Source organism: Sphingomonas sp. 67-41 (assembly GCF_001899725.1).
Lineage (GTDB): Bacteria > Pseudomonadota > Alphaproteobacteria > Sphingomonadales > Sphingomonadaceae > Sphingomonas > Sphingomonas leidyi.
Genome location: NZ_MKWJ01000022.1, coordinates 1,107,244 through 1,120,800, shown reverse-complemented (window position 1 = coordinate 1,120,800; position 13,557 = coordinate 1,107,244). Strand labels below are relative to the sequence as shown.

General features: G+C 67.0%; 9 protein-coding genes. 4 read left to right on the top strand and 5 right to left on the bottom strand.

Annotated elements, in window-relative coordinates:
- Window positions 1-32: 32 nt before the first annotated feature.
- Window positions 33-611: a polyhydroxyalkanoate synthesis repressor PhaR gene (phaR, locus tag BGP17_RS16385; protein WP_286712719.1), complete on the bottom strand. Its 579-nt coding sequence runs from the start codon at window positions 609-611 to the stop codon at window positions 33-35.
- Window positions 612-681: 70 nt separating this feature from the next.
- On the opposite strand from phaR, the gene BGP17_RS16380 reads away from it, so the two are divergent.
- From BGP17_RS16380 to BGP17_RS16370, 3 genes are all read left to right on the top strand, one after another.
- Window positions 682-1,695, top strand: coding sequence for a polyhydroxyalkanoate synthase family protein (locus BGP17_RS16380; RefSeq protein WP_286712718.1), 1,014 nt, complete (start codon window positions 682-684; stop codon window positions 1,693-1,695).
- 37 nt (window positions 1,696-1,732) lie between these two features.
- Window positions 1,733-2,914, top strand: a complete 1,182-nt coding sequence (locus BGP17_RS16375; protein ID WP_167299509.1) for an acetyl-CoA C-acetyltransferase — start codon at window positions 1,733-1,735, stop codon at window positions 2,912-2,914.
- A 242-nt stretch (window positions 2,915-3,156) separates the two neighbouring features.
- Complete coding sequence (locus BGP17_RS16370) at window positions 3,157-6,381, top strand: TonB-dependent receptor domain-containing protein (RefSeq protein ID WP_286712717.1); 3,225 nt, start codon at window positions 3,157-3,159, stop codon at window positions 6,379-6,381.
- A 51-nt stretch (window positions 6,382-6,432) separates the two neighbouring features.
- Here BGP17_RS16370 and alr read toward each other — a convergent pair whose 3' ends face one another.
- The 3 genes from alr to BGP17_RS16355 all read right to left on the bottom strand — a co-directional run bounded on the left by alr (window position 6,433) and on the right by BGP17_RS16355 (window position 10,423).
- Window positions 6,433-7,449, bottom strand: coding sequence for an alanine racemase (gene alr, locus BGP17_RS16365; RefSeq protein ID WP_286712716.1), 1,017 nt, complete (start codon window positions 7,447-7,449; stop codon window positions 6,433-6,435).
- 50 nt (window positions 7,450-7,499) lie between these two features.
- Window positions 7,500-9,086: an MFS transporter gene (locus BGP17_RS16360; RefSeq protein ID WP_243857277.1), complete on the bottom strand. Its 1,587-nt coding sequence runs from the start codon at window positions 9,084-9,086 to the stop codon at window positions 7,500-7,502.
- Between the two features lie 74 nt (window positions 9,087-9,160).
- Window positions 9,161-10,423 (bottom strand): NRAMP family divalent metal transporter, encoded by a 1,263-nt coding sequence (locus BGP17_RS16355; protein WP_167299513.1) that lies wholly within the window; start codon window positions 10,421-10,423, stop codon window positions 9,161-9,163.
- A gap of 181 nt (window positions 10,424-10,604) precedes the next feature.
- Here BGP17_RS16355 and BGP17_RS16350 point away from each other — a divergent pair, with 181 nt between their 5' ends.
- Window positions 10,605-10,907 (top strand): fucose-binding lectin, encoded by a 303-nt coding sequence (locus BGP17_RS16350; RefSeq protein WP_167299514.1) that lies wholly within the window; start codon window positions 10,605-10,607, stop codon window positions 10,905-10,907.
- Window positions 10,908-10,925: 18 nt separating this feature from the next.
- On the opposite strand, the gene metH is transcribed toward BGP17_RS16350, so the two are convergent.
- Complete coding sequence (gene metH, locus BGP17_RS16345) at window positions 10,926-13,541, bottom strand: methionine synthase (protein ID WP_286712715.1); 2,616 nt, start codon at window positions 13,539-13,541, stop codon at window positions 10,926-10,928.
- Window positions 13,542-13,557: the final 16 nt, after the last annotated feature.

Here is a 13,557-nt window from a genome sequence, read left to right as displayed (position 1 = left end):
TCCTTCCCTCCCCCGGAAGGGAGGGGAGGAAGCTATTTGGCCAGCTTCTCGATCTTGTCCTGCAGCCGGGCGAGTTCGGCCTTGAGCGCGGCGACGTCGTCCTCGCCGCTCGGCGCGGGCGCAGGAGCCGGAGTAGCCGCGGGTGCCCCCGGCGCGCCCGGTGCCGTCCCGGGCTTGAATGCCTGAGTCGCCGCTTCGAAGATTTCCATGTTGCGCTTGGCCATCTCGGCGAAGGGCGAATTGGCGAAGGCGCCTTCCACTGCCGACTTGAACTGCTGCTGGTTGCGGCGGAAGCTCTCCATCGAGGCCTCGAGATAGCCGGGCACCATCGCCTGCATCGAATCGCCGTACAGGGCGATCAGCTGACGCAGGAAGTTGACCGGCAGCATGGTCTGGCCGCGCTGCTCCTCTTCCATGATGATCTGGGTGAGGACATTATGGGTGATGTCCTCCTCGGTCTTGGCATCGACGACCTTGAAATCGCGCCCCTCGCGCGTCATCGCGGCCAGATGGTCCAGCGTGATGTAGGACGAGGTTTCGGTGTTGTAGAGTCGCCGGTTCGCGTACTTCTTGATGATGACCGGACCGGTGCCAGCAGCGCTCTTCTTCATCTAAGGCCCCCAGGTGAGTGAAACATATCTATCATCGTTTCATTCTGCGGCGCAACACGGACCGCGCCCGTTGCCGCTGTTCCTTTCGCTGTTGCGCAGCGAGACCGCAGCATCGCCCGAGCGCCGGGCCGCCGCGCTTGCCGGACTGAAGGCCTATCAGCAGGCGGAAAGGCCACCGGAACGCATATTGCCGCCCGCGATCGCCACCGCCGGTCGCGCCGCGCTGCGCGACTATGGCGGAAGCGGTCCGCCGGTCGTCTTCGTGCCGTCGCTGATCAATCCGCCCTTCATCCTCGATCTCGCGCCGGGCAATTCGCTGCTCGAATGGCTGGCGACGCAAGGGCTTCGGCCGCTGCTCGTCGATTGGGGCGCGCCCGCGCCGGAGGATCGGAGCCAGGGCATCGATCATCACATCGCCGCGCTGCTGCTCCCCCTGCTCGATACGCTGGACGAACCGCCGCTGCTCGCCGGCTATTGCCTGGGCGGCACGCTGGCCATGGCGGCGGCGATGCTGCGGCCGGCACGCGGGCTCGTCACCATTGCCGCCCCCTGGCGCTTCCGGCGCTATGGCGATTTCGCGCGCGCAGCCATTGCGGCGCAATGGGAGGCCGCCCAACCGTCCTGCGCCCAGCTCGGCCTGGTGCCGATGGAAGTGCTCCAGGCCGGTTTCTGGCAACTCGATCCTGCCAGGACGATCGCCAAGTTCGAGCGATTCGCCCGACTGGCGCCGGACAGCGACCAGGCCCGCGCCTTCGTCGCGCTCGAGGACTGGGCCAATGCCGGCGCGCCGCTCACCCATGCCGCGGGGCAGGAGATGTTCGAGCGCTTCTTCCGCGCCGACCGGCCGGGCGCCGGCCGCTGGTGGGTGAAGGGCACGCGCATCCTCCCCGCGCGGCTCGCCTGCCCCGCGCTGGAGCTGCTCTCCACCACCGACCGCATCGTTCCCGCCGCCACCGCCGCCGGCCTGGCCGGGCGGCGGAGCCTCGCCCTCGGCCATGTCGGCATGATCGTCGGCGGCCGCGCGCGCGCAATGGTGTGGGAGCCGCTGCGCGACTGGCTTCTTGCCGCAGCGCACACTAGATAGCCGCCAAACGACAAAGACCATCCGCAGGAGTCCTTCCATGACCAGCCCGACCGACGTCGTCATCACCGCCGCCAAGCGCACCCCCGTGGGCAGCTTCCTCGGCGCTTTCGGCAGCACCCCCGCGCACGAGCTGGGCCGCATCGCGATCGAGGCGGCACTGGAACAGGCCGGCGTGAAGGGCGAGGAAGTCAGCGAAGTCATCCTCGGCCAGGTGCTCACCGCCGCGCAGGGCCAGAACCCCGCCCGCCAGGCTTCGATGGCCGCGGGCGTGCCCAAGGAAGTGCCCGCATGGAGCGTGCAGCAGGTCTGCGGCTCGGGCCTGCGCGCCGTGGCGCTCGCCGCCCAGGCGATCCAGACGGGCGATTCGACCATCGTCGTCGCCGGCGGCCAGGAGAGCATGTCGCTCGCCAACCACGCCCAGGCGCTGCGTGCCGGCGCCAAGATGGGCGACGTCGCCCTGGTCGACACGATGATCAAGGACGGCCTGACCGACGTGTTCAACGGCTATCACATGGGCATCACCGCCGAGAACCTCGCCGAGCAATATCAGGTCACGCGCGCCGAGCAGGACGCGTTCGCCGTCGCCAGTCAGAACAAGGCCGAGGCCGCCCGCGCCGCCGGCCGCTTCAAGGACGAGATCGCCCCGGTCACGATCAAGGGCCGCAAGGGCGACACCATCGTCGCCGACGACGAATATATCCGCGCCGGCGCCACGGTGGAGAGCGTCGCGGGCCTGCGCCCCGCCTTCAAGAAGGACGGTACCGTCACTGCCGCCAACGCATCGGGCCTCAACGACGGCGCCGCCGCGCTGGTGGTGATGTCGCGCGCCGAGGCCGAGAAGCGCGGCGCGCCGATCCTCGCGACGATCCGCAGCTGGGCCACCGCCGGCGTCGACCCGTCGATCATGGGCATCGGCCCGGTCCCGGCATCGCGCAAGGCGCTGGAAAAGGCCGGCTGGGCGATCGCCGACCTCGATCTGATCGAAGCGAACGAAGCCTTTGCCGCGCAGGCGCTGTCGGTGGGCAAGGAACTGGGCTGGGACGCGAGCAAGGTGAACGTCAATGGCGGCGCGATCGCCATCGGCCATCCGATCGGCGCTTCGGGCGCCCGCGTGCTCACCACCCTGATCTACGAGATGGCGAAGCGCGATGCGAAGAAGGGCCTGGCCACGCTCTGCATCGGCGGCGGCATGGGAATCGCCATGTGCGTCGAGCGCTGAGCGGCTTTCGTCGCGTTACGAAATGTTTCTAGCGGATGGGGCCTTAGCGTGTTGAAACGCTAAGGCACATTCTGAATATTACATTAACGCGCGCCAGTTTGAAATTTGGCGCGCTTGATAGTCTCTTTTTTGCAACACCGCGGACACAATTGCGCTGGCTAATATTTCCAGCCCTTGCGGTGCAGAAACACGTCCGGCTCATTCCTCCCTTCGGGCATTCCGCCCGAGGGGCAAAAGAACCAATGAAAATCTCTCACTTGCTGAGCGCGACGGCGCTCGCCGGGTCGCTATTGGCAACGCCAGCCTTCGCCCAGGATTCGCAGCAGGCGCCGGCCACGAACCAGACCGAAAAGGCGCAGGACGAGGAAATCGTCGTCACCGGTTCGCGCATCCGCATCCGCAACACGATCGACGCCGCCGTGCCGGTGCAGACGATCACGGCGACGCAGCTGCTGGGCACCCGTGGCGACGTGTCGCTCGGCGACGCGCTCAACCAGCTGCCGCAGTTCCGCTCGACCTTCAGCCAGGCGAACTCGACCGGCTCGATCGGCACCGCCGGCCTCAGCCTGCTCGATCTGCGCGGCCTCGGCACCTCGCGCACGCTGACCCTGATCAACGGCCGCCGCGTCGTGTCGGCCGTGCCGGGCAGCTACACGCCCGACGTCAGCACCATTCCCTACGACCTTGTCGACCGCATCGAGACCGTGACCGGCGGCCAGTCGGCCATCTATGGTTCGGACGCCATCGCGGGCGTCGCCAACTTCATCCTGCGCCGCGACTATGACGGCGTGCGCGTCCGCGCGCAGAGCGGCATCAGCACCTATGGCGACCGCGGCACCTATCTGGTCAGCGCGCTCGCCGGCAAGAACCTGATGGACGGCCGCCTGAACGTCACTGCCTCGGCCGAATACACCCACGCGAACGAGCTCTATTATGCCGATCGCGACTATCTGGGTGCCTATGGCGGCGTGCCGGGCTTCATCACCTCGCAGATCACCACCGCGCCGAACCGCAATTTCGACGGCATTCCGAACACCGCCTTCGTTCCGCGCGGCGTCGTGTTCGGCAACCGCTCGATCGGCGGCACCGTCATCACGCAGTGCCCGTCCACCGCGACCACGGCCAATGCGGCACAGCGCGCGGCGATCTGCACCGGCCAGAATTCGCCGACCGGCAGCCCGATCGCCTATAACTACATGTTCGAGCCCGACGGCTCGCTGATCAAGGACTCGCCCGCCACCACGGGCATGACCGACAATCGCGCGATCGGCGGCGGCATCCTGTTCGGCAAGTCGGCTTCGGGCGTCGAAGGCGCGATGCTCATGCCGAGCCAGGACCGCATCGTCGGCAACCTGCTGATCAACGGTGACTTCTCGCGCGCCTTCCGGCCGTTCGTCGAGCTCACCTATGCGCAGGTCAAGGTCCACCAGCAATCGGTGCAGCCGAGCTTCACCGGCGGCACGCTGAGCTCGACCTTCAGCGTCAACAACCCGTTCCTGACGACGGCCGCGCGCAACACGCTCACGACCATCCTGGCGCCCGGGGCGACGAGCTTCACGCTCAACCGCTTCAACAACGACCTCGGCACCCGCGCCGAGTTCCACAACCGCAAGACCTATCGCGGCGTCATCGGCGTTGGCGGCGACCTCAGCGACACCGGCAACCTGCGTTACGAAATCGCCGCCAACTATGGCCGCACCGAGAACTCCTATCGCACCGGCGGCAACGTGCTGGTCGCCCAGTTCAACCGCGCGGCGAATGCGGTGCTTGCACCGGCCGGCTATACGGGCTCGAACTTCGTGCTCAACGATGCGGGCCAGAAGGTGGTCTGCGGCGTCAATGCCGACGCCATCACGACCAATGACGACGCGGCCTGCTATCCGATCAACCTGTTCGGCGAGAAGCGCTACGACCAGCGCGCGCTGAACTACATCCTGCATACCTCGACTCGCAACCAATGGGCCGAGCAGCTCGATTTCACGGCCTTCGTGTCGGGTGATTCGAGCGGATTGTTCAGCCTGCCGGGCGGCCCGGTCGGCTTCGCGATCGGCGGCGAATATCGCCGTGAGGACGCCTTCTCCGGCCAGGACGCGGTCACCGCGTCGGGCCAGACCTTCCTCAACCCGGCGGCGACCTTCGATCCGCCCGCGGTGAAGGTGAAGGAAGCCTATGGCGAACTGCGCATCCCGCTGCTCGCCAACCTGCCGCTCATCCGCGAGCTGACCTTCGAAGGCGCCGCGCGCGTCTCCGACTATGGCGGCACCACGGGTTCGGTCTGGGCATGGAACGGCGGCGTCATCTGGGCTCCGCATCGCGACCTGCGCTTCCGCGGCACCTTCTCGAAGTCGGTCCGCGCGCCCAACCTGAGCAACCTCTATGCGACGGCGGCGACCACCTTCCAGAACAGCTTCACCGATCCGTGCGATCAGGCCGGCGGCACCAACGCGTCGAACAACATCACGACCAACCCGAACCGCGTGAAGAACTGCGCCGCGGCCGGCATCCCGACCACGATCACCTACACCGATCCGGTCTCGGGCAACGTGCTGACCCGTCCCTGGACCAACCAGACGACGGCCGGCCTGGCGGGCATCAACTCAGGCAACCCGAACCTGCTGCCGGAAAGCGGCTACAGCTTCACGGTCGGCACGGTGTTCACGCCCAAATTCGCTCCGGGCTTCAGCATCTCGGTCGATTACTACAATGTCCGCGTGAAGAACGTCATCTCGGGCCTCACCGGCCAGGCGATCATCAATCGCTGCTATGACGATCCCAGCGGCATCAACAACATCTTCTGCGCCGCGGTCTTCCGTCGCAGCAGCTCCAACGCCGTGGAGAACTATACCTTCAACGGCCAGTCGAATCGTCAGATCGACCAGTCGACCTTCAACCTGGCGCTTGCCGGCAACGGCAACAGCTTCATCAACCAGCCCTACAACTTCGCCAAGCTGGCAACGCGCGGCATCGACATCGACGTGGCCTATGACCACAAGTTCAATGACGATATCTCGATCAGCCTGCGCACCATCGTAAGCTATGTGATGGATCGCCTGTCCTACAGCTACATCACCGAGCCGAACCGCTACGACCGTATCGACAGCACGCTGGGCGATCCGAAGTGGCAGGGCCAGTTCACGGCCAACGTCAAGCTGGGCAGCGTCGATGTGAACTACAACGCGCGCTATGTCGGCAAGCAGATCGTCTCCGGGCTCGCCTACGAGACCTTCTTCCCGTCGCAGGGCCGCACGCCCACCAACCCGGATGCGCGTCCGTTCATCTATTATGATCCGATCATCTACCAGAGCGTGCGGGTCGGCGTGAACGTGACCAAGGACTATCGCCTGTACTTCGGCGTAGACAATCTCACCAATGAACTGCCGCCGTACGATGCGACCGGCACGGGCAACGATGCGATCTACCCGAACACGGGCCGCTTCTTCTATGCGGGCGCCCAGGTTCGCTTCTGATCCTTCGCTCCTGAAAACCGGAAAGGGCCGCTCGAAAGGGCGGCCCTTTTCTTATGCCCAGATCCGGTCGAAGCGCCCGCCGAGCCCGGTCAGCAGCTCATATTGCGAGAGGCCGCTCAGCGCCGCCGTCTCCGGCAGGCCATAGGACATCGCCACCCAGTCGCCCTCGCGCAGTTCGGGGAGCGCCGTCACGTCGATCGCAGTCAGGTCCATCGAGACGCGACCGATCACCGGCAGGCCGACGCCCGCCACCATCGCCGATCCCCTGCCGGAGAAGCAGCGCAGATACCCGTCCGCATAGCCAAGGTTGAGGATCGCCACTTCGGTATCGGCCGGCGCGATCCAGGTCGCGTTGTACCCCACGTTCTCGCCGGCGCGGACCCGGCGGCGCTGGAGGATCTGCGCCTCCGGCGTCGCCACCTGCCGGATCGCATCGTGCCCGGGGCGCTGCCGGCCGCCATAGAGCGCGATGCCCGGCCGGGTGAGATCGAAGGCATAGTCGGCCCCCAGCGCGATGCCCGCCGAATTGGCCAGGCTCATCCGCTTCGCCGGCGTCCTGCCCTTGAGCGCGCCGAAGGCGGCAAGCTGCCGGGCGTTGAGCGGCACGTCCTCGTCGGCCGAGACAAGATGGCTCATCAGCGTCTCGATCGCCAGCCCGTCGAGCAGGCCCGCGCCGATCTCCTCGGCCGAGACGCCGAGCCGGTTCATCCCGGTATCGACCATCACGTCGCACGGCCGCCCCGTCGGCTTCCAGCGCTTCACCTGCTCCGCCGTGCTCAGCACCGGCCGGGCATGGGGGGCGTCGAGCGCGTCTTCGGCGCGCACGCCGTGCAGCACCGAAACCGGGACGCCGAGGCCCGCGAGCGCCGCCGCCTCGCCCCAGGTCGCCACGAAGAAGTCGCGGCATCCCGCCTCGGCCAGCCGGGCCGCCACGTCGCGCGCGCCGAGCCCATAGCCATTGGCCTTGATCGCCGCACCGCACGAAGCGGCGCCGCCGAGTTTGGCCAGGTGCCGCCAGTTCGAGACGAGCGCGGCGCCGTCGAGCCGCAAGCGCAGGGGAGCAGTCATGCCCTTGCGGTTACGGGGTGCGCCCCCATGCCGCAATGGCTCTGACCCATTCAAAGATGGGGATGGACCTTGCGCGGCGGTTTCACCGTCTCGGTCAGCCCCAGCGCCGTCACCACCAGCGCCATCGCCACCACGGCGATGGTGTACCACAGCCCCGCATAGGGATCACCCGTGCGCGCGACGATATACTGGCTGATGAAGGGCAGGAAGCCGCCGAAATAGCCGGTGCCGAGATGATAGGGGATCGACATCGACGAATAGCGGATCCGGCTCGGGAACATCTCGCTGAGCAGCGCCGCGACCGGGCCATAGGTCGCGCCGGCCAGCGCCATCAGCCCCAGTATCGCCAGCACGATCACCGCGATATTGCCCGCCGAGGGCATGGTGCGTTCCAGCCTGTAGCCGGCCGCGGCGAGCGCGGCGTCGAGCCCGGCGGGGCTGGCATCCGCCACCGGCACGCCGCCGATCGTCACCACCACCGCCTCGGCCCGGTCGGTCTTGTAGGCGATGCCCTTCTTCGAGAGCTGGTCGAGGATCCGGCCACAGGCATCCACTTGCTTGGCCGCGAAGGGATCATAGGTGCAGTCGGGGCCCCGCACGACCACCGGCGTGCGCTTCGCCGCCTCCGCCAGCCCCGGATTGGCCGCGCCGCCGATCGCCCAGAACAGCGGGAACAGCAGCACCAGCGTCAGCGCATAGCCGATCACGATCGGCTTCTTGCGCCCGATCCGATCGGACAGATGGCCGAACAGGATGAAGAAGCCGCATCCGGCGAGCGCCGACCCGCCGCAGATCAGCTGCGCGGTGGTCGGGTCCATCCGCATCGGCCCGGTGAGGAAGGAAAGCACCGAGAACATCGAGGTGTACCAGATCACCGTCAGCCCCGCCGCGATGCCGAACAGCGCGACGAAGAGCCGGGGCAGGTTGCCCGGATAGGTAAAGCTCTCGAGGAACGGGTTGCTCGCCGTCTCGCCGGCGTCCTTGATCGCCTGGAACACCGGGCTTTCGGAAAGCTTCAGGCGCATCCACAAGGATATGGCGAGCAGCAGGATCGAGAAGAGGAAGGGCAGGCGCCAGCCCCATGCCTCCCAGGTCGCGGCCGGCATCGGCGCCTTGAAGGCGAGCACCACCGCCAGGCTGAGGATGAAGCCGCCGACCACGCTCGCCTGGATGAAGCTGGTGTGGAAGCCGGCGCGCCCGCCCGGCGAATGTTCGGCGACATAGATGGCGGCACCGCCATATTCGCCGCCCAGCGCCAGCCCCTGCGCCACGCGCATCAGCAGGATCAGCAGCGGCGCGGCGATGCCGATCGCGGCATAGCTCGGCACCAGGCCGATGCCGGCGGTGGCCAGGCCCATCACGGTGATGGTGACGAGAAAGGTGTATTTCCGCCCCATCCTGTCGCCCAGATAGCCGAACAGCACCGCGCCCAGCGGCCGGAACCCGAAGCCGACCGCGAACGCTGCCCAGGCGAGCAGGCTCGCCAGCACGTCGTTGCCCGCGGGGAAGAAAGTATGCTGGAGGATGCCGGTGGCGGTCAGCGTGCCCCAGATGAAGAAATCATACCATTCGAAGATGGTGCCCAGCGACGATGCGCCGATCACCAACTTGATGTCCTTGCCCGTCGGCTCCGCCATTGGGTCCCCTCCCGTGATCTGCGCGCGAGCTTAGCGGCTTCGGGATGGGCGACAAGACGGGGCCCGCCCCCGCTTCACCGCCACACCAGCATCGCCACTGCCGCCGCGCCCATCACCAGCGTCGCCGCCCAGCCGAACCAGAGCAGCGGCCCGTGAATGTGGAAGGCGCCCATCAGGCTGCGGCGCGTCGCGATCACCATCATCACCGCCATGATCGGCACCGCCGCGAAGCCATTGACCACCGCGCTCCAGAACAACGCCTGGATCGGCGGGATGCCCGACCAGTCGAGCCCGATGCCGAGCAGGGTCGCCAGCGCGATCACCCCGTAGAAGCCCGGCGCGTCGCGCACCCGGTATTCCAGCCCGCAGCGCCAGCCGCGCGCATCGCCCACGGCAAAGGCCGCCGAGCCGGCGAGCACGGGCACCGCGAGCAGCCCGGTGCCGATGATGCCGATCGCGAACAGCGCGAAGGCGAAGTTGCCGGCCACCGGCTTCAGCGCCTCGGCGGCGTCGGCGGCGGTGTCGATCCTGGTCACGCCCTGCACGTGCAGCGTCGCGGCGGTCGCCACGATGATCGCGATCGCGATCAGGTTGGAAAAGGCCATGCCGATGAACGTGTCGATCCGCATCCGCCGGATCTCGCCGGGCGCCTGCTCGGGTGCCTCGGTGAGCGGCCGGGCCCCGTCATGGTCCTCGACTTCCTCCACTTCCTGCGCCGCCTGCCAGAAGAAGAGATAGGGGCTGATCGTGGTGCCGAAGATCGCCACCACCGTGGCGATCGCCTGGGGCCCGTCGATCCTGGGCACTACCAGCCCCTTCGCCGCCGCCGCCCAATCGACATGCACCACCAGCACCACCGCGACATAGGCGAACAGCGACAGGGTCAGCCATTTCAGCACATGGGCGTAGCGGTGATAGGAGATGAAGACCTGCAGCACCAGGCAGAGCAGCGCGAAGAAGATCGTGAACCCATGGTCGCCCCAGCCCAGGACCAGCTGCGCCGCATCGCCCATCGCGGCGATGTCGGCGCCGATATTGATCGTGTTGGCGACGAACAGGATCGCGACGAGCAGGGTGAGCAGCCAGCCGGGCAGCACCCCGCGCATGTTGCGGGCCAGCCCGCGCCCGGTCACCCGGCCGATATGCGCGCTCACCAGCTGCACCGCCGTCATCAGCGGATAGGTGAGCACCATCGTCCACATCAGCCCATAGCCGAATTGCGCGCCGGCCTGGGAATAGGTGGCGATGCCGCTGGGATCGTCGTCCGCCGCGCCGGTGATCAGGCCCGGGCCGAGCTTCTTCGCGACCGAGGTTTCTTCCTGTCTGCTGGCGGTCATGCAGGCTCCGGCATCGTGACGAACAGGCGATGCTATCAGATAGCGCGCGATCCCGAACCAACCCAGATCGATGCGCCGGGCCGCACCGATCCGGACCGAATGCCGATTGCGCGGGCGCGGCTTACGCGGGAGCTTCCCCGCGGTTCGCCTCAGGGGACGCGAGCCGCAAAGGGGAGATCCTATGTCTGGAGACAATCCGAGCTATCCGATCGGCACCTGCTCGACGAGCTGGTTCGACGGCGCGCACGCGCTGCACATCCGCGTCTATTCGAGCGACGGCTACACGATCACCGAACGATGCGCGGACGGCAATGGCTGGACCACCGGCGCGACGTTTCCCGGCTCGCAGGCATCGGTCATCACCTGGGCGGATTCCGCCGGACAGCACCTTCGCCTCTATGTGACCAACGCGAACGTCACCACCGAATATTGCTCCGACCCGGGCACCCCGGGCTGGACCAAGGGCCAGTACGTCCAGCCCTGAACGGCGGCGCGGCCGGCCTCAGTCGAGGTTCGGCCGCAGCCAGCGGGTCGCCTGTTCCAGGTCGACGCCGCGCCGCGCCGCATAATCCTGGAGCTGGTCCTGCCCGATCCGCGCCACGCCGAAATACTCGGCCTGGGGGTGGCCGAAATAGAAGCCGGAGACCGCCGCGGTGGGCAGCATCGCGAAGCTCTCGGTCAGCGAGATGCCGGTGCGCTTGTGCGCGTCGAGCATCTTGAACAGGATCGGCTTCAAGCTGTGCTCGGGGCAGGCCGGATAGCCCGGCGCCGGGCGGATGCCGCGATATTCTTCCTTGATCAGCGCTTCGTTGGTCAGTTGCTCGCCCTCGGCATAGCCCCAGATCGAAGTGCGCACGAACTGGTGGAGCCGCTCGGCGAACGCCTCGGCCAGGCGATCGGCCAGCGCCTTGAGCAGGATGTCGCTATAATCGTCGATCGCGTTCTTGAAGCGCGCGAGATGCGGCTCGATGCCGTGGATGCCCACTGCGAAGCCGCCGATCCAGTCGCCCTGGGTATCGATGAAATCGGCCAGGCACATGTTCGCCCGCCCCTCGCGCTTGGCGATCTGCTGGCGCAGCATCGGCAGCGTGACATGATCCTCGTCGCCGACATGGACGATGATGTCGTCGCCCTTGCGGCGGCACGGCCACAGCCCGGCGACGCCGCGCGCGGTCAGCCATTTCTCCTCGACGATCCGGTCGAGCATCTTCTGCGCATCGGCGAACAGGCTGGTCGCACTCTCGCCGACCACCTTGTCCTCCAGGATCGCCGGATAATTGCCCGCCAGTTCCCAGGCGCGGAAGAAGGGCGTCCAGTCGATATAGCTGCGTAGGTCCTTGAGGTCCCAATCGGGGAAGTCGTGCACGCCCGGCATGCGCGGCTTGCCCGGCTTGAGGCGCATGTCCGCCTCGAATCCATTGTCGCGCGCCTTGTCGAGCGGCAGCAGCTCGCTCTGCCCGCGCCCGGCCCGCGCCTGGCGGACCTGCTCATATTCGGCCGCGATCCTGGCGACATAATCGTCGCGTTGGGTATCCGAGACCAGCGCCGTCGCCACGCCCACCGCGCGGCTGGCGTCGAGCACATGCACCACCGGGCCGGTATAGGCCGGCTCGATCCGCAGCGCGGTGTGCACGCGGCTGGTCGTCGCGCCGCCGATCAGCAGCGGCATCGTCATCTGCGCGCGCTGCATCTCCTCGGCGACGGTGACCATCTCGTCCAGGCTCGGGGTGATCAGGCCGGACAGGCCGATCATGTCCGCGTCATTCTCGTTGGCTGCCTTCAGGATATCGGCCCAGGGCACCATCACGCCCATGTCGATCACTTCGAAGCCGTTGCACTGGAGCACGACGCCGACGATGTTCTTGCCGATGTCGTGGACGTCGCCCTTCACGGTCGCCATCACCACCCGGCCCTTGGCCTTGGCGCCGGCCTGCTTCTCGGCCTCGATGAAGGGCATCAGGTGCGCCACCGCCTTCTTCATCACGCGGGCGGACTTCACCACCTGGGGCAGGAACATCTTGCCCGATCCGAACAAGTCGCCGACCACGTTCATCCCGTCCATCAACGGGCCCTCGATCACTTCGATCGGGCGGGCGCCGCGCGCCGCCAGCGCCGCACGGCACTCCTCGGTATCCTCGACGACATGCGCGTCGATGCCCTTGACCAGCGCATGCTCCAGCCGCTTCTCGACCGCCCAGCCGCGCCACTCCGCGGCCTGTTTCTCGGCCACCGCGTCGGTGCCCTTGAACTTCTCGGCGAGCGCGACCAGCCGGTCGCCGGCCTCGGGGTCCTTGTTGAGGATCACGTCCTCGCAGGCCTGGCGCAGCTCGGGCTCGATCTGGTCGTAGACGTCGAGCTGGCCGGCGTTGACGATCGCCATGTCCATGCCCGCGGGGATGGCATAATAGAGGAACACCGAGTGCATCGCCTTGCGCACCGGCTCGTTGCCGCGGAACGAGAAGCTCAGGTTCGAGAGGCCGCCCGAGATATGGCAATGCGGGCAGCGCTTCTTGATCTCGCGCGTCGCCTCGATGAAGTCGACGCCGTAATTGTTGTGCTCCTCGATGCCAGTCGCCACCGCGAACACGTTGGGATCGAAGATGATGTCCTCGGGCGGGAAGCCGATGCCGACCAGCAGCTTGTAGGCGCGCTCGCAGATCTCGATCTTGCGCGCCTGGGTGTCGGCCTGGCCGGTCTCGTCGAACGCCATGACGACCACGGCGGCGCCATAGGCCATGCACTTGCGCGCATGCTCGAGGAACTGGTCGACGCCTTCCTTCATGCTGATCGAATTGACGATCGGCTTGCCCGAGACGCATTTCAGCCCCGCCTCGATCACGTCCCATTTCGAGCTGTCGATCATCACCGGCACGCGCGCGATGTCGGGCTCGGCGGCGATGAGCTTGAGGAAGGTGGTCATCGCCTCGTGCGCGTCGAGCAGGCCCTCGTCCATGTTGACGTCGATCACCTGCGCGCCATTCTCGACCTGCTGGCGCGCGACCTCCACGGCCCTGGCATAGTCGCCGCCCATGATGAGCTTCTTGAACGCCGCCGAACCGGTGACGTTGGTACGCTCGCCGACATTGACGAAGTTGGTGGAGGAGGGAGTGTTCGTCATTTCTCTGTTCTTGTTC

What these genes read in the sequence shown, in the direction of transcription:
- BGP17_RS16370 (WP_286712717.1), top strand. Translation starts at nt 3,157, where the DNA reads ATGAAAATCTCTCACTTGCTGAGCGCGACGGCGCTCGCCGGGTCGCTA.
- BGP17_RS16375 (WP_167299509.1), top strand. Translation starts at nt 1,733, where the DNA reads ATGACCAGCCCGACCGACGTCGTCATCACCGCCGCCAAGCGCACCCCC.
- BGP17_RS16355 (WP_167299513.1), bottom strand. Translation starts at nt 10,423, where the DNA reads ATGACCGCCAGCAGACAGGAAGAAACCTCGGTCGCGAAGAAGCTCGGC.
- alr (WP_286712716.1), bottom strand. Translation starts at nt 7,449, where the DNA reads ATGACTGCTCCCCTGCGCTTGCGGCTCGACGGCGCCGCGCTCGTCTCG.
- BGP17_RS16360 (WP_243857277.1), bottom strand. Translation starts at nt 9,086, where the DNA reads ATGGCGGAGCCGACGGGCAAGGACATCAAGTTGGTGATCGGCGCATCG.
- phaR (WP_286712719.1), bottom strand. Translation starts at nt 611, where the DNA reads ATGAAGAAGAGCGCTGCTGGCACCGGTCCGGTCATCATCAAGAAGTAC.
- BGP17_RS16350 (WP_167299514.1), top strand. Translation starts at nt 10,605, where the DNA reads ATGTCTGGAGACAATCCGAGCTATCCGATCGGCACCTGCTCGACGAGC.
- metH (WP_286712715.1), bottom strand. Translation starts at nt 13,541, where the DNA reads ATGACGAACACTCCCTCCTCCACCAACTTCGTCAATGTCGGCGAGCGT.